A 19578-nucleotide genomic window follows, 5' to 3' on the forward strand; every position below is an offset into this window, starting at 1 on the left:
CGACGTGAAACAGCCTGATTACGGTTCATAATGTGTCAACCATGTCCCCGCACATGTGTCCACCATGTGTCCGGTCCGTACACGCTTTTCAAAAGTGACCCGCTGTAAGAGCGGAACCATAAGCAGCCGTTACCGAAGAAACGGATATGTACCCGACAAGCCAAGGGACACCACCATGCCGATGTTCAACAAAATCCTCATAGCCAACCGTGGCGAAATCGCCTGCCGCATCCAGCGCACCGCTCAATCCCTGGGCTACCGCACCGTAGCGATCTACAGCGAAGCCGACGCCGACGCCCTGCACGTCCAGATGGCCGACGAAGCCATCAACATCGGCCCCGCCCCCGTCACCCAGTCCTACCTGAACATCGAAGCCATCCTCAACGCAGCCCACCGTACCGGCGCCGACGCCATCCACCCCGGCTACGGCTTCCTCTCCGAAAACCCCGACTTCGCCCGAGCCTGCGCAAACGCCGGCCTCACTTTCATCGGCCCCAGCCCCGAAGCCATCGACCTGATGGGCAGCAAACGCCTCTCAAAAATCGCCATGCTCAACGCCGGCGTCCCCTGCATCAAGGGCTACCAAGGCCCCGACCAGGACGACCCAACCCTGCAACAACAAGCCACCCACATCGGCTACCCACTGATGATCAAGGCCAGCGCCGGCGGCGGCGGCCGCGGCATGCGCCTGGTACACAACCCCGACACCCTGCTGGAACACCTGCGCACCGCCCGCTCCGAAGCACAAAACGCCTTCGGCAGCGCCGAACTCATCCTCGAACAAGCCCTGATCGCCCCCCGCCACGTCGAAATCCAACTGTTCGGCGACACCCACGGCAACCTGATCTACCTCGGCGAACGCGACTGCTCGGTCCAGCGCCGCCATCAAAAAGTCATCGAAGAAGCCCCCTGCCCCGTCATGACCCCCGAGCTGCGCCAAGCCATGGGCGAAGCCGCCCTCAAGGCCGCGCGCGCCGTCAATTACGTCGGCGCCGGCACGGTGGAGTTCCTGCTCGACCGCGACGGCAATTTCTACTTCCTGGAAATGAACACCCGCCTGCAGGTCGAACACCCGGTCACCGAACTGATCACCGGCCTCGACCTCGTCGCCTGGCAACTGCACATCGCCGCCGGCCAACCTTTGCCCCTGAGTCAGGAACAAGTGACCCTCACCGGTCACGCCATGGAAGTGCGCCTGTACGCCGAAGACCCGGCCCAGGGCTTCCTCCCGCAAACCGGCGACGTACTGCGCTGGGACCCGGCGCCAGGTGTGCGCATCGATCATGGCGTGCTGGAAGGCCAGCGCATCACCCCGTTCTACGACTCGATGCTGGGCAAGATCATCGCCCACGGCGCCACCCGCGAAGAGGCCCGGCGCAAGCTGGTCAGGGCCGTGGAAGACTGCGTGCTGCTCGGCGTGCCCACCAACCAGCGCCTGCTGGCCAGCCTGCTCAAGCATCCACACTTCATCGCCGGCGATTTCAGCACCGGCTTTATTGCCGAACACTTCAGCGACATCCCGCGTACCCACGCGACCAACGAAGAGCTGGCCCTGGCCGCCGCGCTGTTTTACCAACACAGCGCCAGCGCTCACACCCAGCCATTATCCGGCTGGCGCAACAACGCCAGCGTGCCCTGGACCTGGCAATTGGCCGAACACGACGAGCCCCGGACCATCAGCCTCAGTGTGCTGGCGGACAATTGCCTGCACGTCGAGATTGATCAGCACGCCATCGAAATACGCGACCTCTCCACCGACGGACGCTGGGCCACCGCCGTTCTCAACGGCATTCGCCGTCGCATTGCCTACCACCTGCAAGGCACCCGGCTCTGGTTGCCCGGCGTGTGCATCAATGATCGAACCCAAACCGTCGCCACCCGCCAGGCCGAGGCCGGCAACGGCACGGTCAAGGCGCCGATGGATGGGGCAATTGTCGAAGTACGGGTCAGCGAAGGCGATTCGGTCAGCAAGGGCCAGCTGTTGCTGGTGCTGGAAGCGATGAAAATGGAGCACCCACTCAAGGCCGGCATGAGTGGCGTGGTCAAGCGAATCCAGGCGGTTGCAGGCGATCAGGTCAGGAACCGTCAGATTTTGCTGGAGATCGAGTAAGCCCTGGGCGGAACTAGCAGGCTTGGCTACGCTCTATCCCCATCAGGACGGGAAGAGTACGGGAACCTGCGATGCCTCATTGGCTGATTATTGATCTTGAAGCCACAACGGATGAAGGCGGCTGGCCCGTGACCGAGATGGAAATCATCGAAATCGGTGTGAGCCTGGTCAACCGCCAGGGCCGTGAACTGGACCATTTCCAGCGTTTCGTGCGGCCATTGCGCAGGCCGCTGCTGACGCCGTTCTGCCGCCAGTTGACCCACATCACCCAGGCGAATATCGACGCTGCCGCGCCGTTGATCGAGGTGTGGCCGCTGTTCGAACGCTGGCTTGGCCAGCACCAGGCACGCCTGGAAGGCTGGGCGAGCTGGGGTGACTACGATCGCCAGCAACTGGAACTGGAGTGGCAGCGCCATGGCTTGAGCAGCGTGCTGGGCCAGACGCCCCACGTGAACCTCAAGCAACGCTTCGCCAAGGCCCGGCGCCTGGACAAGCCGCTGGGGCTCAACGGCGCGCTGCAACTGGCCGGCATGCAGTTCCACGGCCAACAGCATCGGGCGCTGGAAGATGCACGCAATACCGCACGGCTGCTGCCGTTGATTTTGCCCGTGTAGAAGGCATACTGGCCGACCTTTCTTGACCCTTTTCCGAGGATTCGCCCATGTTTAAAGTCAACGAGTACTTCGACGGCACCGTCAAGTCGATCGCTTTCGGCACTGCAGAAGGTCCGGCGACCATCGGCGTCATGGCCCCGGGTGAATACGAGTTCGGCACTGCCCAGCGTGAAATCATGCACGTGGTATCGGGCGCACTGACCGTCAAACTGCCAGACAGCGCCGACTGGGAAACCTTCGCCGCCGGCAGCCAGTTCAACGTGCCAGCCAACAGCAAGTTCCAGCTGAAGGTGGCGGTCGACACCGCCTACCTGTGCGAATACCGCGGCTAAACGTTCGATAGCCAAAAAAAATGCCCGTCTCGCGAGAGACGGGCATTTTTCATTTCAGGGCTGCTTACTCCAGGATCGTCACCGGCATGCCGACTTCCAGGCGGCCCACCCCATCGTTGACCAGGTTCTGCCCAAACATCACATCGCCCTCTTGCTCGCGGTAGGTCTTGAGCGTGGCCAGCGGTTCGCGGTCGGCACTGCGCTCGCCACTCGCCGGGTCGATGGTGGTGAGGATGCAGCGTGAGCAGGACTTGACCACGCGAAACTCCACGTCACCAATCCGTATCCGCTTCCAGCCGTCTTCGGCAAAGGCTTCGCTGCCCTCGATCACCAGGTTGGGGCGAAAACGCAGCATCTCCATGGGCCGACCGATACGCTGGGACAGGTCATCCAGGGACGCCTGGCCGATCAGCAGCAACGGAAAGCCATCGGCAAACGCGACCTTGTCATCATCCTTGCCGTAGCCGGCCTCGGTCGTGCGTGCACGGGACAGCGGCACTTGCACCAGCCGCGTGGGTTTGCCGATGAATTCGCTGAGCCAGGCGCCCGCCTCGTCACCGGCATCCGGCACGCGCAAGGTGTCACGCCAGATGGTCACGCCGCGCAACTCGGCATCGCTGCCGGGTAGTGGCACGTCAAGCGCAGGTTGGCCCTCGGCGCTAAAGGTCAGGCCACCGGCGCTGTTCCACAGCGCCGAGAGCTGGCTCATCCTGGCCACGGCGCGCTGGGTCAGGAAACGCCCGCTGGCCTCGTCCACCAACATCCAGCGTCGATCCCCGTCGAGCCCGAGTGTGTCCAGGCCGATCTGCTGCAAGGATTCACCCTTGCCGGACTTCAAGGGGTATCGGTACAACGCGCTGAGACGAAGCATGGGCCTGCATTCCTGAGGGACAAAGCCGTCACCCTAAGCTCAAGCCGGGACTTCGTCCAGCATCAGGCGCTGACGTACCACGTCCACCAACTTGTCGGGCTGGAACTTGGAGAGGAAGTTGTCGCAACCGACCTTCTTCACCATCGAGTCGTTGAAGCTGCCGGACAACGACGTATGCAGCACCACGTACAGGCTGCGCAGGCGCGGGTCGTTGCGAATCTCGGTGGTCAGGCGGTAGCCGTCCATCTCGGGCATTTCGGCGTCGGTGAAGATCATCAACAGCTTGTCGGTCATCACCTGGCCACTGTCGGCCCAGGCCTTGAGCATGTTCAGTGCCTTGAGGCCGTCGCTGGCAATGTGCATCTTCACCCCCAACTGTCCGAGGGTGTCACGCAGTTGCGAGAGGGCGACGTTGGAGTCGTCCACCAGCAGCACTTCGCGGCCGCGGGCGCGTTCCAGCACCGGGTCTTCAAGTTTCTCGCGGGAAACCTTGGCGTTGTAGGGCACGATTTCGGCGAGGACTTTTTCCACGTCGATGATTTCCACCAACTGGTCATCGACCTTGCTGATGGCCGTCAGGTAATGCTGGCGCCCGGCACTTGCCGGCGGCGGCAGGATCGCCTCCCAGTTCATGTTGACGATGCGGTCGACGCCGCCCACCAGGAACGCCTGCACCGAGCGGTTGTACTCGGTGACGATAATGGTGCTGTTGGGGCCCGGAATCAGCGGACGCATGCCAATCGCCTGGGACAGGTCGATCACCGGCAACGTCTGCCCACGCAGGTTGACCACGCCGCAGACAAACGGGTGGCGCTGGGGCATCAGGGTCAACTTGGGCAGTTGCAGCACTTCCTGCACCTTGAACACGTTGATCGCGAACAGCTGCCGCCCGGCCAGGCGAAACATGAGGATCTCCAGGCGATTCTCACCCACCAATTGTGTGCGTTGATCTACCGTGTCGAGAATGCCGGCCATTAAAGACTCCTGGGGTTTAGCGGATGGATAGTGCTGGTCACTGAAGCAGGTTATCGGCGGCAAACGCCGGACCTTGACCCCCCACTAAAATGCCATGCAAATCCATTGATGTCACACTGACATCATGCTTTACTGAACCCGCTTCAGCGCAAGGCCCATCACCACCGCCGCATGACCGCAAAGTCTGCGCGAGGTTCCGCTATGTAAGGGATTCCCCTATCCACAATCAGGACCAACCTGATATTCGCGATATCTAATAGCCATTAATGTGACGCCATTCTCATTGCATGAATGGAGTCAGGCTTTTGTTTGCTATCGCAAGCCCACGGCCAACGGATCATCCAGTGACTTATGTACTGGCACCCAAAGAAGTTGTGCGAATGTCCCTGGAAATTGTGGGGTACTCGGGCGACGGCCGTCATTCAAATAAATTTCCTACCGAAAAGTCGGAACGGGCCTACAGATATTCGTCATATTTCAGCGGTAGTTTTACGCCATTCAACCGGTGCAACATCTCATCATCCGATCGTATGTTCTGGAGACTTGTGTGATGAACGACGGCAAAGAGTGGCAACTTGCACTTCCCGAGTTCCTCCTCGAAGCGGAAATGTTGCTGGCCAAGTCTGAAGAATGCTTGAGCCACCTGCATTTGATCCGCAACGACAGTGACGCGATCGACTGCATGAAAACCAACCTGATCAAGCTCGCGGAAAAATCCGAAGCCCTGGCCCTGAGGGCGATCAGCGAGTTCTCACGGCATATCCAGTACCTGATCAGCAACGCCGCCAGCCCCCTGCAACTGCATGACGAAGCACTTGATGCACTGCACAACTGCCTCACCCTGCTGGCCTGGCAACTGGAGTTGATCGATACAAAAACCGGCAAGCTCGGCCTGGATGAAACGGAACAAACCGTGTTGATCGCCACCGTTGTCCAACACATCCCCCAAAGCGATTTCGGCTATAAGCAACAACACAGGCCTTACGCTATTTGAGGCTTCTTCGCATTTAAGCGACAAAAATGTCGCATTCAATTGCCTGATTATCTAAAAACGACACCACAACTATTTATGCATCACGCCGTCGTTAGCAGAAAAATATCAATAAGCCACTAACGACAATACTGATACAAAACAACTTCAATGATACAACTTCCCCACTCGTTGAACTCCGGGACTACCTTCCGGGACGCTGCCGTGATTAATACGCCTCATCCCGCTCGGCGCCAGGCGACCAACGGTAATAGTGGTGGTACCATGCCCCGCTCGAAGTGACTCAACTTCATGATGCATATAAACGTGAAATGCGCCTCCTATGTACGCCAGCCTGAAGTCACTCATCGCAAGGTCCGTGTCCCGAAGCAATGCACGCTGGATAACCCTCGCGCTATGCCTGTGCGCGTGCCTGCTCAGCCTGTGGGCTTATGCACACTCGGCCGATCTTCCCCTGGCGCTGTTGTCAGTGAACCTGGCCACCCTGCTGGTGGTGGGCTTGCAACAGTGGCGCTCACGCAAGTCCATCAAGTTCCAGCCCCAGGAGTTGGCCGACCGTCTGTTGCAGGTCCAGGAAAACGAACGTCATCGCCTCAGCCGCGAACTGCACGACGATATCGGCCAACTGTTGACCGCCGCCAAGCTGCAAAGTGAATGGCTCAAGCGCCGTCTTCCGGAAAACCTGCAGGGCCACTGTGCGGTGCTGTGCAACACCCTCAACGAAACCCTGGCCAAGGTGCAGGACGTGTCGGCCATCCTCAACCCCCGGCAACTGGCGAGCCTGGGCCTTGAGGCGAGCCTGCGGGCGCATCTGCTCAAGACCCTGGAAAACACCCGGGTAAGCTGGAGCCTGGAATGCCATCAACGGCTGACCGGCATCCCGGAAGAGATGGCTGTTGCCGCCTTTCGCATTACCCAGGAAGCCGTCACCAACATGCTGCGCCATGCCCAGGCACGTAACCTGCTGGTACGCCTGCAACGCCTGCCCGAAGGTCTGTCACTGTTTATCAGCGATGACGGCCAGGGCTTTTCGCCCGCCATCAACCCCGCCCAGGAAGGCCAGCGGGGCATGGCCGGGATGTCCGAGCGGATTGATCAACTGGGAGGCACATTGTCGGTCAATAGCCAGCCAGGCTCCGGGACGAGGATCGAAGCGCTTTTCCCCTGGGCGCCCCGCGCCCTCGAACGGGCCAACCCCCATAAGGTTCTAGAGTGACGTGCAACTTACTCCTGGTGGATGACCACTCCCTGATCAGGGCCGGCGTGCGTGCGCTGGTCATGGATATTCCCGGCTACGCGGTGATCGGTGAAGCGAGCGACGGCGCGCAGTTGCTGGAGCGGTTTGACGCGCTGCAACCCGACATCGTGCTGCTTGACCTGTCGATGAAGCACACCGGCGGGCTCGATGCATTGAAAGACCTCAAACGCGCCTATCCGAAGAGCAAGGTGCTGATCCTGTCGATGCACACCGACCCGGAGCTGATCATGTGCGCGCTGGAGTCCGGCGCCCATGGCTACCTGCTCAAGGACACCACGGCCAATGAGCTGGAGCACGCGCTGCTGGCGTTGCGCAACAACGAACGCTACCTCAGCCCGGCGATCGCCCATACGGTGATCAACCAGGCGCTGATCCGCAATCAGGCCCAGGTCAACCCGCCGCCCCACAGCCACAACCTGACGGCACGCCAGTTGGAAATCCTGCGCTTGATCGTGCGCGGCAAGTCCACCCGTGAAATCGCTAATGGCCTGGGTCTGAGCATCAAGACCGTGGAAGCCCACCGCTCGCAGATCATGAAGCGCCTGCAGATTTTCGACGTGGCGGGCCTGGTGCTGTTCGCAGTGCGCGAACAGATCATCAGCCTTGACGATTAGTCAGCAACGGTGAGTCCTCCGGCAGATGCACCCGCAGTGCCTGGGGCAAGGCCGAGAAGTGCAAGTCGTCACCCTGGAGTGGTTCGCCGTCGAGGTTGATCGCCAGCCCTTCGGCGACCTTGATTTCGACCCACGGCAAGCGCGCCCGCACAAACATATTGTCCAGGCCCCACCCGTCCGTCATCAGGTTGCGCAGGGTGCCGACCACTTCCTGCGGCGCCGGCAAGATGCTGATATCCAACAAACCATCATCGGCCAGGGCGCCGGGGCACAGCACGTGGCCACCACCGGCCTGGCGCCCGTTGCCGATGCCCAGGGCCAGCAGCTCGCCGCGCCAGTGAAAGTCAGGGCCCTGCAATTCACCGTAGGCCGCGCGCAACTCGCTGAAGCGTGACAGGCCGGTAAACAGATACGCCGCGCCACCGAGGACTTTCTTCAAGTCTTCGGAGGTGTTGGCGGTGACCTGGCTGCCAAAACCACCGGTGGCCATATTCAGGAAGATCTGCCCGCCTACTTCGCCCAGGTCGATGGCACGGGCCGGTACATCCAGCAGGTCCAGGGCCTGCTCGGGCTCCAGCGGCACACCGGCGGCGCGGGCAAAATCGTTGGCGGTACCGAGGGGCATCAGCACCAGGCTGGCCTCGGTCTTGGCCCGGGCCATGGCCTCGGCCACATCCCGCAGGGTGCCGTCACCGCCGCCGGCAATCAGCCGCGTGTAGCCATCGGCAAGGGCCTGATCGACAAACCGCTGGGCATCGCCACCCTCCCACGTCACCCGTACGGCCAGGTCCCAGCCCTGCTCGCGCTTGCCCTGCACCGCCGCCCGCACCTGCTCGTTGAGGGCTTGCTTGCCGTGCAGAATCAACAGTGCCTTGGGTGTGCTCATGGATGAATGCTCCTGGGTTTAAGGTTCCTGAGGGATGTTGACCGTGGCCAATCGAAAAAAAGCCATCGGATGTAGAAATTAACCGGGGTTTGTAGCGTTTCTGACACGGATCAACTCGCACTTGGCGAAATCGACCTAGACTTATACCTATTCCCACCCGACAAGGCCGTCGCACCATGATCACCATGTCCGCCTTCCACTCCATGCTTATCCCCATCCTGACCGGCATGATCCTCCTGGCCATCGGCTTCAACTTCCGCGACAAACCCATCGGTGTGTTCGGCATGTGGATCGGCATGCTGCTGATCCTCGGCACCGTGGTTTACAAGATCCTCGCCAAACTCGCCGAATGACAATCTCACTCGCATTGCACATGACGGCCTCGTACACTCGGTCAATTCGTCGTTTTTAAGGTTGACCGCCTCGTGCTTGCCCGTCTGTTTGCCCTGCCCTGTTGCCTGCTTTTCTGCCTGCTGACCCTGCTGCCCATGGCGCCTGCCCACGCCGTGAGCCTGCCAGGGCTGCTGGGCAGCAACACCAAAACCCAGCCGCAAGCCGACGTCCCGTTGGGCCAGTCCCTGGACGAGGTGATCAAGACCCTGGAAAACGACCAGCAGCGCACCAAGCTGCTGAGCGACCTGAAAAAGCTTCGTGAGACCACGCAAAAGGCCCAGCCCGCCGCCGAACTGGGTGTGCTCGGTTTGATCGGCGGCACGCTGTCGAGCCTGGAGCAACAATTCTCCGGTGCCGACAGCCCGCTCAATCGCTGGTCCAACGAATTTGACCAGGCCAAGGATGAACTCACCGCACTGATGCTGCCGGCCAGCGAATGGCTGCCGATCATCTTTGCCTTTGCCATGATCCTGATGCTCTGGAGCCTGCTGGCCGCGATCCTGATCTGGCTCAGCCACCGGGTGCGCGAGCGCTTCGGCCTGACCGAAGAACTGCCGCAACACCCCAAGACCTGGGACCTGCTACGCTTTGCCCTGCGCAAGCTCGGCCCGTGGCTGATCGCGTTGGTGATCACCGTCTACATGAGTTACGCACTGCCCTCGTCCCTCGGCAAATCCCTGGCAATGGTGCTGGCCTATGCGCTGGTGGTGGGCACCTGCTTCTCGGCGATCTGCGTGGTCGCCTTTTCCGTACTCGACGGCCCGCACCGTCACCGCGCGTTATACATCCTGCGCCACCAGGCCTTCCGGCCGTTGTGGCTGATCGGCAGCTTTGCCGCCTTTGGCGAAGCCGTCAGCGACCCGCGCCTGGCCGAGAGCCTGGGCCAGCACCTGTCCCATGTCGCCGCGACCATCGCCAATGTCATGGCCGCGCTGTCCACCGGTGTGTTCATCCTGCGATTCCGCCGGCCGATTGCGCACCTGATCCGCAACCAGCCGCTGTCCCGCCGCCTGACCCGCCGCGCCCTGAGTGACACCATCGAAATCGTCGGCACCTTCTGGTACCTGCCGGCGTTGCTGCTGGTGGGCATCTCGCTGTTCGCCACCTTCGTCTCCGCCGGCGACACCAGCACCGCCCTGCGCCAGTCGTTGTTGTGCACGGTGTTGCTGGTGCTGTGCATGGTGATCAACGGCCTGGTGCGCCGCCATTCACTCAAGCCGCAGCGTGGGCACAAGCGCCATGCGCTGTACTCCGAGCGCCTGAAAAGCTTCGTCTACACCCTCGCCCACCTGGTGGTGTGGCTGGTGTTTATCGAACTCGGCCTGCGGGTCTGGGGCCTGTCGCTGATCCGTTTTACCGAAGGCGACGGGCATGAAATCAGCGTCAAGCTGTTCGGCCTTGCCGGCACATTGCTGTTTGCCTGGCTGATCTGGATCCTCAGCGACACCGCGATCCACCACGCCCTCACCCGCTCGCGCAAAGGCCTGGCCAACGCGCGTGCGCAGACGATGATGCCGTTGATTCGCAACGTGCTGTTCGTGACCATCTTCATCATTGCCGCCATCGTCGCCCTGGCGAACATGGGCATGAACGTCACGCCGCTGCTGGCGGGTGCCGGTGTGATCGGCCTGGCCATCGGTTTTGGTGCACAGTCGCTGGTGGCGGATTTGATCACCGGCCTGTTCATCATTATCGAAGACTCCCTGGCAATTGATGACTACGTGGATGTCGGCGGCCACCTGGGGACGGTCGAAGGCTTGACCATCCGTACCGTGCGCCTGCGGGACATCGACGGCATCGTGCATACGATCCCGTTCAGTGAAATCAAAAGCATCAAGAACTACTCCCGGGAGTTCGGCTACGCGATCTTCCGGGTGGCGATTCCCTACAACATGGAAATCGACGACGCCATCAAGCTGATGCGCGACGTCGGGCAGAAGATGCGCAACGACCCGTTGCAGCGGCGCAATATCTGGTCGCCGCTGGAGATTCAGGGTGTAGAAAGTTTCGAGTCCGGCAGTGCGATTCTTCGCGCCCGCTTCAAGACCGCGCCGATCAAGCAGTGGGAGGTTTCGCGGGCGTTCAACCTGTCGCTCAAGCGTCACCTCGACGAAGCCGGGCTGGACCTGGCCACCCCACGCTTGAGCGTGCAAGTGGTGACAGCGGCGGGAGGCGTGCAAGAGAAAGAATAAGCGCTGCCCGGACGACGTCAGGATCAACAACAATAATCATGGAGAGTCCTTATGCGTTTGACCGGTCTTACACACCAATGGGTATTCGGCCTGCTGTGCGGTGTCGCCAGCAGCGCGGTCATCGCCGCCAGCAGCGGCCAGGACAGTGCCCGCGAAACCATCGCCGCCCAGGCCAAAGTACTGGAACCGGCCTTGCTGGAAACCCGGCGCGACATCCACGCCCATCCTGAACTGGGCAATACCGAACATCGCACCGCGGAGCTGGTGGCCAAGCAACTGCGGGAGATGGGGCTGGAGGTCAAGACTGGCGTGGCGCGCACGGGCGTTGTCGCCATCCTCAAGGGCGCCCTGCCCGGCCCGACCGTGGCCTTGCGCGCCGACATGGATGCGCTGCCGGTCAAGGAAGTCTCCGGCCTGCCCTTCGCCTCGAAGGCCAAGGGTGTGTACCTCGATAAAGAAGTCGACGTGATGCACGCCTGCGGCCACGACGCCCACACCGCCATCCTGCTGAGCACGGCGAAAATCCTTACAGGTATGCGCGATCGTCTGCCTGGGACCGTGGTGTTTTATTTCCAGCCGGCTGAAGAAGGCCCGAGCGACTTTATCCCCGACGGTAAAAACACTTGGGGCGCGAAGATGATGGTGCAGGAAGGGCTGATGAAATCGCCCAAGCCGGATGCCGTTTTTGGGCTGCATGTGTGGGCCGGGGTGCCTGCGGGGCAGATTGCGTATCGGCCGGGGCCGACGCTGGCGAGCTCGGATGACCTGCGGATCAAGATCCTGGGCAAGCAGACCCATGCGGGGCGGCCGTGGGATGGGATCGATCCGATTACCGTGGGGGCGCAGGCCATTGTGGGGCTGCAGACGGTGGTCAGTCGGCGTACCGACATTTCTTCGTTTCCGGCGGTGGTGAGTATTGGCACCATCAACGGAGGGACGCGGTACAACATCATTCCCGAGTCGGTGGACATGAGTGGGACCATTCGCTCCTACGACTATGGCATTCGCCAGAAGCTGCATGCGGATGTGCGGCAGACCGTAGAGAAGATTGCCGAGAGTGGTGGGGCGAAGGCTGAGGTGACGATCATTGAGAAGTACGATCCGACCATCAACAACCCGGCGCTGACCGAGAAGATGCTGCCGAGTTTGCGTTGGGCGGCGAATGGCGACGTAGTGAATGCCCCGTTGGTGGGTGGGGCTGAGGACTTCTCGTTTTATGCCAAGGAAGCGCCAGGGTTGTTTGTGTTTCTGGGGGTGACGCCGAGGGATCAGGACATGAGCAAGGCGGCGCCGAATCATAATCCGGGGTTCTTTGTGGATGAGTCGGCGTTGGTGGTTGGGGTACGGGCGTTGGCTTCGTTGGCGACGGATTATTTGTATGCCAATGCGGGGGATTGAGGGTATATCCGTTATTCAGGTAACGGCCGCCTAGGGTTCCGCTCTTGCCCCACCACTCTGCACCTCGCTCGGGCTTAAGTGTGGTGAAGCAACAGCAAACCCAAAGGCGGACACGATCCAAATGTGGGAGCGGGCTTGCTCGCGAAGGTCGTTAACGATGACGTGGGTATCCTGAYTCAACGYGGCGCYCTCAGGTTTTTCGCGAGCAAGCCCGCTCCCACATAAAGCGGCTCTGCTTTTGCTCTAACACTCGGGTCATCGGGGTAAAGCCCTGTGCTTAACTTGGGGCTGGGCCGGCATTCCGGCTGTTCAAAAGTGAGCCGCTGTGAGAGCGGAACCAAAAGCCGTCGTGACCTAGATAACGGATACACACAGGCAAAACGTCAAACCACATCCACCCCCACATGAATCGCATCATGCCGCCAAAACTCCAGATCACAATCAATCAACCGCTCATGCTGATCATAATTAACCCGAGCAATCCGCAACCCCGGGCTCCCCACCGACACCCTCAACGCCGCCGCAGCCTCAACCTGCAATGACGTCGGCACAATCTCAAACCGCACCCGCCCGTAGTGCAAGTCATACACCCGTGCATACAACTCCGTAATCGACTGATTCAAATCACACCCCAGAATCCCCGGAAAATACTGCGGGTTCAGATAGTGCTCCACATACAACACCAACCGCCCATCAATCCTGCGCCCCCGGCAAATCTGAATCACGCTGGACAACGCCGGCAACTGCAACCACGCGCACACCGCCGCCGAAGCCGGCTGCAACCGCGCCGAAATCACCTCGGTCGACGGCACCCGACCCTGGGCACTCACCATCGCGTGAAAATGACTGCGCTGCATCAGGTTATAGGCAAGCCTGGGCGGTGACACAAACCACCCCCGCCGCTCCTCGCGATAAATCTGCCCTTGGGCCTCAAGTTGTAACAAGGCTTCCCGCACCGTAATCCGGGTGGTACCAAACAACTCGCTGAGCTTGCGCTCGGCCGGCAGCTTACTGGCAGGCGCCAACAAGCCATGGTCGATCTGCTCTTGCAGCGCCAGGCCAATGGTTGTCACCGCCTTGGTTGCCTCATCACGCATCAACGTTACCTATCTGGACTAGACCAGCACTATTCAGGTGCACAAAACGCCCTCTAAACGCGCCTCTGCTGTTGCGTGCAAGCCTAGGCATTGCACATGACCGACAGATGACAGCGCCTCGCGACGTCCTGCCACAAGACCTGCAATACATCGGCCAAGTCCAAGGCTTCCGGGCAGTTGGGCATGGTCTACGCTTACCCGGTGATCCCCCGTCCAGGCCAACAAAAAACGACATCGACATGAAACTGTCATCCGCCACGCCTAAATTGGCTCGTGTATTGCTGACCTAGACCAACACCACCGCAAACGTCGATAAAAACGCAGCGTTGAAAACGCCCAAAGGAGCTTCGGATGAAACAGCTTTTCCTGGCATCACTGTTAGGCTCGACCATTGCCATGTGCACCGCCGCCATGGCCGCTGATACCGATCTAAAAACCCTGGAAGCCGCCGCGAAAGCGGAAGGCGCCGTCAACAGCGTCGGCATGCCCGATGACTGGGCCAACTGGAAAGGCACCTGGGACGACCTGGCCAAGACCTACGGCCTCAAGCACATCGACACCGACATGAGCTCCGCCCAGGAAGTCGCCAAGTTTGCGGCAGAGAAAGACAACGCCAGCGCCGACATCGGCGACGTGGGTGCAGCCTTCGGCCCGATCGCGGTGAAACAGGGCGTTACCCAACCGTACAAACCGACCACCTGGGCACAAGTCCCGGATTGGGCGAAAGACAAGGACGGTAACTGGGCCCTGGCCTACACCGGCACCATCGCCTTTATCGTCAACAAAAAGCTGTTGCACGGCTCCGAAGCTCCGAAAAGCTGGGCTGACCTGAAGACCGGCAAATACAAGGTTTCCATCGGTGACGTGAGCACCGCCGCCCAGGCGGCCAACGGCGTACTCGCCGCCGCACTGGCCAACGGTGGCGACGAGAAGAACATTCAGCCGGCGCTGCTGATGTTCGCCGACATCGCCAAGCAAGGCCGCCTGTCGCTGGCCAACCCAACCATCGCCACCATGGAAAAAGGCGAAGTGGAAGTGGGCGTGGTCTGGGACTTCAACGGCCTGAGCTACAAGGCCAAGATGGCCAACCCGGATGACTACGTGGTGCTGATCCCATCGGACGGCTCGGTGATTTCCGGCTACACCACCATCATCAACAAATACGCCAAGCACCCGAACGCCGCCAAGCTGACCCGCGAATACATCTTCAGCGACGCCGGCCAAACCAACCTGGCGCGTGGCAATGCGCGGCCGATCCGTGCCGAGCACCTGACCTTGCCAGCCGACGTACAGGCCAAGCTGCTGCCTAACGAGCAGTACAAGAAAGTCACGCCGATCAAGGACGCCGACGCTTGGGAGAAGACCTCCAAGGCACTGCCGCAGAAGTGGCAGGAAGAAGTCATCATCAATATGCAATAAGGCTTAACACGCCTGTTCAAGTGGAGCGCGGTCAGTGTGGGAGCTGGCTTGCCTGCGACAGCGGTATGACATTCAGCAGCATTGTCGACTGACACACCGCTATCGCAGGCAAGCCAGCTCCCACATTTGATCGGTGTTCCAACCGAAAAACCGAGTCAAGCCTATTTGTTGCGGAGCCCCAGCCCCTATGAAGCACAACGTCATCCTTGTCGTGCTCGACGGCCTGAATTACGAGGTTGCCCGACACGCCATGGGGCACTTGCAGGCCTATGTCGGCGCAGGACGCGCAGCACTGTACAAACTGGAATGTGAACTGCCGGCCCTGTCCCGGCCACTGTACGAATGCATCCTCACCGGCGTCCCGCCGATCGAGAGCGGCATCGTCCACAACAACGTCTCGCGCCTGTCCAATCAGCGCAGCATTTTCCATTACGCCACCGACGCCGGTTTATCCACGGCGGCGGCGGCGTATCACTGGGTCAGCGAGTTGTATAACCGCTCGCCCTTTATCGCCGCCCGGGATCGGCATACCAGCGACCCGACCCTGGCGATCCAGCACGGGCATTTCTACTGGAATGACCATTACCCGGACTCGCACCTTTTTGCCGACGCCGAAAGCCTGCGCCTCAAACACGCGCCGAATTTCCTGGTGGTGCACCCGATGAACATCGACGATGCCGGCCACAAGCACGGCCTCGACACCCCGCAATATCGCAACAGCGCGCGCTCGGCCGACATCATCCTCGCCGACTACCTGCAAGGCTGGCTCGACGCCGGTTACCAGGTGCTGGTGACGGCCGACCACGGCATGAACAACGACCGCTCCCACAACGGCCTGCTGCCGGAAGAACGGGAAGTGCCGCTGTTTGTGCTGGGTGATGCCTTCAGCCTCGACACCCACGCCACGCCCAAACAAACCGAGCTGTGCGGCACCGTCTGCGAGCTGTTGGGTGTACCCCACGACAAACCTGTATGCCGGGAGCTGTTGAAGTGAATTCAGTGATCCGCGGCAAATGGCTGGCCGCCTTGTGCCTGGTGCCCTTCGCCATCTTCTTTATCGTGTTCGAAATCGCCCCGCTGGTGTGGGTGATGATCAGCAGCGTACAGTCCGAAGAGTTCGGCTGGGGCCTGGCCAACTTCAGCAAGATCTTCAGCTCGAAGTTCTATATGCAGGCGATCCAGTACAGCCTGGAAATCAGTTTCTACTCCAGCGTGTTCGGGATCATCATCGCCGTACTCGGCAGCTACTCGCTGCGCCGGGTCGACGGGCCGCTGCGCAATTTCGTGACCGCGTTCGCCAACATGACCAGCAATTTTGCCGGCGTACCCCTGGCCTTCGCCTTCATCATCCTGCTGGGGTTCAACGGCAGCATCACCATCATGCTCAAGCAGGCGGGGATCATTCAGGACTTCAACCTGTACTCCAAGACCGGCCTGATCATCCTTTATACCTACTTCCAGATTCCCCTCGGCGTGTTGCTGCTCTACCCGGCCTTTGATGCACTGCGTGAAGACTGGCGCGAGTCTGCTTCATTGCTCGGCGCGGACGGCTGGCAGTACTGGCGGCACATCGGTCTGCCGGTGCTGACCCCGGCGCTGCTGGGCACCTTCGTGATCCTGCTGGCCAACGCTCTCGGCGCCTACGCCACGGTGTACGCGCTGACCACCGGCAACTTCAACGTGCTGCCGATCCGCATCGCGGCGATGGTCTCCGGCGATATTTCCCTGGACCCGAACATGGCCAGTGCCCTGGCCGTGGTGCTGGTGGCGCTGATGACCGTGGTGACCGTGGTCCATCAACTGCTGCTCAAGAGGAGCTACCATGTCTCGCGCTGAACCTGGCTCGGCCGCCCTCTACCACCGCGTAGTGGTGTATCTGTTGTTTGCAATCCTGGTGCTGCCGTTGCTCGGCACCCTGGTCTACTCCATCGCCAGCAGTTGGTCGGCGACCATCCTGCCATCCGGCTTTACCTTTAAATGGTATATCCAACTGTGGAGTGACCCGCGCTTCCTGAATGCCTTCGGCCAGTCGCTGCTGGTGTGCGTTGGCGCGCTGATCTTGTCGGTGGTGCTGATCCTGCCGCTGCTGTTTGTGGTGCATTACCACTTTCCAAAACTCGATGCGCTGATGAACATTTTGATCCTGCTGCCCTTCGCGGTGCCGCCGGTGGTGTCGTCGGTGGGGCTGTTGCAGCTCTATGGCTCGGGTCCATTTGCGATGGTGGGTACGCCGTGGATCCTGATCGGTTGCTACTTCACCGTGGCGCTGCCGTTCATGTATCGGGCGATCACCAACAACCTGCAAGCGATCAACCTGCGGGACCTGATGGACGCCGCCCAACTGCTCGGTGCCAGCACCTTCCAGGCGGCGTTCCTGGTGGTGCTGCCGAACCTGCGCAAGGGCTTGATGGTGGCATTGCTGCTGTCGTTCTCGTTCCTGTTCGGCGAGTTCGTGTTCGCCAACATCCTGGTGGGCACCCGCTACGAAACCCTGCAGGTGTACCTCAACAATATGCGTAACAGCAGCGGCCACTTCACCAGTGCCCTGGTGATCTCCTATTTCTTCTTCGTGCTGGTGCTGACCTGGGCCGCCAACATCTTGAACAAGGACAAAAGCCAATGAGCTTCGTCAGCGTCCAACACCTGCAAAAAGGCTACGCCGGTACGCCGGTATTCAGTGACATCAACTGCGAAATCGCCAAGGGCGAATTCGTCACCCTGCTTGGCCCGTCGGGCTGCGGCAAGTCGACCCTGCTGCGCTGCATCGCCGGCCTGACCTCGGTGGACAGCGGGAAAATCCTGCTGGATGGCCAGGACATCGTCCCGCTGAGCCCACAGAAACGGCATATCGGCATGGTGTTCCAGAGCTACGCGCTGTTCCCCAACATGACGGTGGAACAGAACGTCGCCTTCGGCCTGCGCATGCAGAAGGTCAATGCCGACGACAGCCACAAACGCGTGCAGGAAGTGTTGCAACTGGTGGAGCTGAAAGAACTCGCCGGCCGCTACCCGCACCAGATGTCCGGCGGCCAGTGCCAGCGCGTGGCCCTCGCCCGCTCGCTGGTGACGCGCCCGCGCCTGCTGTTGCTCGACGAGCCGTTGTCGGCCCTCGATGCACGGATTCGCAAGCACCTGCGCGAACAGATTCGCCAGATCCAGCGCGAGCTGGGCCTGACCACCATCTTCGTGACCCATGATCAGGAAGAAGCCCTGACCATGTCCGACCGGATCTTCCTGATGAACCAGGGCAAGATCGTACAGAGCGGCGATGCCGAGACCCTCTACACCGCGCCGGTGGATGTGTTCGCCGCCGGCTTTATCGGCAACTACAACCTGCTGGACGCCGACAAGGCCAGCAAACTGTTGCAGCGTCCGATCACCGGGCGCATCGCCATTCGCCCGGAGGCCATTGAGCTCAGCCGCAGCGGTGAGCTGGATGCTTTGGTGCGCAGCCACAGCCTGCTGGGCAACGTGATTCGCTACCGCATCGAAGCCCGGGGCGTGGAATTGGTGGTGGATGTGCTTAACCGCTCGGCTGACGATCTGCACCCGGATGGTCAGAGATTGGCACTTTCCATCGACCCAAGTGCGTTGTGTGAAGTAGCCTGACGCACGATTTATTTGAGAGAGCGTGACTGATGGCTTTGGTAATTTTTGATCTGGACGACACCCTGATCCACGGTGACTGCGCCACCCTGTGGAGCGAGCAAATGGGCCGCCTGGGCTGGGTGGATGGCGAGTCGTTCATGCGCAAGAACGACGAACTGATGGCGGCCTACAGCCGCGGTGAGCTGGCCATGGAGGATTTCATGGACTTCAGCCTGGAGCCGATGATTGGCCGCACGCCGGAAGAGATCGAGCACCTTGTAGAGCCGTGGGTGGAAGACGTTATCGAGCCGCTGATCTACAGCGAAGCCACCCGCACCATTGCACAGCACCGCAAGAATGGTGACCGGATTTTGGTGATCTCGGCGTCGGGGACGCACCTGGTCAAGCCGATTGCGGCGCGTATCGGCATTGATGAAGTGCTGGGGATTGAGCTGGACGTCGCCCATGGGGTGTACAGCGGCAAGACCACAGGTGTACTGACGTACCGCGAAGGCAAGATCACTCGCCTGATGGAATGGCTGGAGCAGGAAGGTGAGCACCTTGATGGGGCGTACTTCTACTCGGATTCGCGCAATGATTTGCCGCTGTTGCTGAAGGTGGAGAACCCGCAGGTGGTGAATCCGGACCCGGTGCTGCGGGCGCATGCTGAGAAGGCTGGGTGGCCGATTCATCATTGGGTTTGACGTTTTGTTGCGCTGGTTTGAGGTGAGTACATATCCGTTATTTAGGTAACGGCCGCCTATGGTTTCGCTCTTACAGCGACTCACTTTGGAAAAGCCCCAAAGTAAGCAAAGGGCTCTGCCCCGCCTGTCGGCACCT

At 60.6% G+C, this 19578-nt stretch carries 18 protein-coding genes and 1 pseudogene; 15 read left to right on the forward strand and 4 right to left on the reverse strand.

All coding sequences use genetic code 11. The features are described from left to right. Positions 1-175: 175 nt before the first annotated feature. The 3 genes from A462_RS30920 to ppnP all read left to right on the forward strand — a co-directional run bounded on the left by A462_RS30920 (position 176) and on the right by ppnP (position 3056). Positions 176-2110, forward strand: a complete 1935-nt coding sequence (locus tag A462_RS30920) for an acetyl/propionyl/methylcrotonyl-CoA carboxylase subunit alpha (protein WP_008430667.1) — start codon at positions 176-178, stop codon at positions 2108-2110. A gap of 71 nt (positions 2111-2181) precedes the next feature. Then, positions 2182-2724: an exonuclease domain-containing protein gene (locus A462_RS30915; RefSeq protein ID WP_003219774.1), complete on the forward strand. Its 543-nt coding sequence runs from the start codon at positions 2182-2184 to the stop codon at positions 2722-2724. A gap of 47 nt (positions 2725-2771) precedes the next feature. Further along, entirely contained in the window at positions 2772-3056 is a 285-nt protein-coding gene (ppnP, locus tag A462_RS30910) for a pyrimidine/purine nucleoside phosphorylase (RefSeq protein WP_008430672.1), read from the forward strand. 64 nt (positions 3057-3120) lie between these two features. Here ppnP and A462_RS30905 read toward each other — a convergent pair whose 3' ends face one another. Both A462_RS30905 and A462_RS30900 read right to left on the reverse strand, forming a co-directional pair. Continuing rightward, entirely contained in the window at positions 3121-3927 is an 807-nt protein-coding gene (locus A462_RS30905; protein ID WP_008430674.1) for an MOSC domain-containing protein, read from the reverse strand. A 39-nt stretch (positions 3928-3966) separates the two neighbouring features. Further along, complete coding sequence (locus tag A462_RS30900; RefSeq protein ID WP_008430676.1) at positions 3967-4902, reverse strand: chemotaxis protein CheV; 936 nt, start codon at positions 4900-4902, stop codon at positions 3967-3969. A gap of 550 nt (positions 4903-5452) precedes the next feature. Here A462_RS30900 and A462_RS30895 point away from each other — a divergent pair. The 3 genes from A462_RS30895 (at position 5453) to A462_RS30885 (ending at position 7765) form a co-directional block, all read left to right on the forward strand. After that, the gene (locus tag A462_RS30895; protein WP_003219767.1) at positions 5453-5896 is read left to right on the forward strand and encodes a hypothetical protein; all 444 of its coding nucleotides are present in this window, start codon (positions 5453-5455) and stop codon (positions 5894-5896) included. Positions 5897-6215: 319 nt separating this feature from the next. After that, complete coding sequence (locus A462_RS30890; RefSeq protein WP_003219766.1) at positions 6216-7109, forward strand: sensor histidine kinase; 894 nt, start codon at positions 6216-6218, stop codon at positions 7107-7109. Continuing rightward, positions 7106-7765 carry a response regulator transcription factor gene (locus A462_RS30885; RefSeq protein ID WP_003219763.1) on the forward strand — a complete coding sequence of 220 codons (660 nt, stop codon included), beginning with the start codon at positions 7106-7108 and terminating at the stop codon, positions 7763-7765. Before A462_RS30890 ends, A462_RS30885 begins: the two co-directional genes overlap by 4 nt. Here A462_RS30885 and yegS read toward each other — a convergent pair. After that, a pseudogene (gene yegS, locus A462_RS30880) lies at positions 7727-8651 on the reverse strand (lipid kinase YegS); the annotation flags it as partial. The gene A462_RS30885 and the pseudogene yegS sit on opposite strands and share 39 nt — an antisense overlap. 176 nt (positions 8652-8827) lie before the next feature. On the opposite strand from yegS, the gene A462_RS34555 reads away from it, so the two are divergent. The 3 genes from A462_RS34555 (at position 8828) to A462_RS30870 (ending at position 12634) form a co-directional block, all read left to right on the forward strand. Continuing rightward, positions 8828-9004, forward strand: a complete 177-nt coding sequence (locus A462_RS34555) for a hypothetical protein (RefSeq protein ID WP_003219760.1) — start codon at positions 8828-8830, stop codon at positions 9002-9004. Between the two features lie 72 nt (positions 9005-9076). Beyond that, entirely contained in the window at positions 9077-11236 is a 2160-nt protein-coding gene (locus A462_RS30875; RefSeq protein ID WP_003219758.1) for a mechanosensitive ion channel family protein, read from the forward strand. A 51-nt stretch (positions 11237-11287) separates the two neighbouring features. Next, on the forward strand, positions 11288-12634 hold the full coding sequence (locus tag A462_RS30870) for an amidohydrolase (protein ID WP_008430684.1): 1347 nt from the start codon (positions 11288-11290) through the stop codon (positions 12632-12634). 383 nt (positions 12635-13017) lie between these two features. Here A462_RS30870 and A462_RS30865 read toward each other — a convergent pair whose 3' ends face one another. Further along, on the reverse strand, positions 13018-13731 hold the full coding sequence (locus tag A462_RS30865) for a UTRA domain-containing protein (RefSeq protein WP_003219754.1): 714 nt from the start codon (positions 13729-13731) through the stop codon (positions 13018-13020). Between the two features lie 351 nt (positions 13732-14082). Between A462_RS30865 and A462_RS30860 the strand changes: the two genes are divergently transcribed. The 6 genes from A462_RS30860 (at position 14083) to A462_RS30835 (ending at position 19442) form a co-directional block, all read left to right on the forward strand. Then, positions 14083-15150, forward strand: a complete 1068-nt coding sequence (locus A462_RS30860; protein WP_003219752.1) for an ABC transporter substrate-binding protein — start codon at positions 14083-14085, stop codon at positions 15148-15150. Between the two features lie 187 nt (positions 15151-15337). Next, a complete protein-coding gene (locus A462_RS30855; RefSeq protein WP_008430687.1) occupies positions 15338-16144 on the forward strand; it encodes an alkaline phosphatase family protein in 807 nt (268 codons plus the stop codon). Then, on the forward strand, positions 16141-16986 hold the full coding sequence (locus tag A462_RS30850) for an ABC transporter permease (protein WP_003219748.1): 846 nt from the start codon (positions 16141-16143) through the stop codon (positions 16984-16986). The genes A462_RS30855 and A462_RS30850 overlap by 4 nt, the downstream gene beginning before the upstream one ends. After that, positions 16973-17773 carry an ABC transporter permease gene (locus A462_RS30845; RefSeq protein WP_003219747.1) on the forward strand — a complete coding sequence of 267 codons (801 nt, stop codon included), beginning with the start codon at positions 16973-16975 and terminating at the stop codon, positions 17771-17773. Before A462_RS30850 ends, A462_RS30845 begins: the two co-directional genes overlap by 14 nt. Then, positions 17770-18759 carry an ABC transporter ATP-binding protein gene (locus A462_RS30840; protein WP_003219745.1) on the forward strand — a complete coding sequence of 330 codons (990 nt, stop codon included), beginning with the start codon at positions 17770-17772 and terminating at the stop codon, positions 18757-18759. Before A462_RS30845 ends, A462_RS30840 begins: the two co-directional genes overlap by 4 nt. Before the next feature lie 29 nt (positions 18760-18788). Continuing rightward, positions 18789-19442, forward strand: a complete 654-nt coding sequence (locus A462_RS30835) for an HAD family hydrolase (RefSeq protein ID WP_003219744.1) — start codon at positions 18789-18791, stop codon at positions 19440-19442. The last annotated feature ends 136 nt before the right edge of the window (positions 19443-19578 follow it).

The sequence above is a fragment of the Pseudomonas sp. Ag1 genome (assembly GCF_000278565.1).
Classification (GTDB): Bacteria; Pseudomonadota; Gammaproteobacteria; order Pseudomonadales; family Pseudomonadaceae; genus Aquipseudomonas.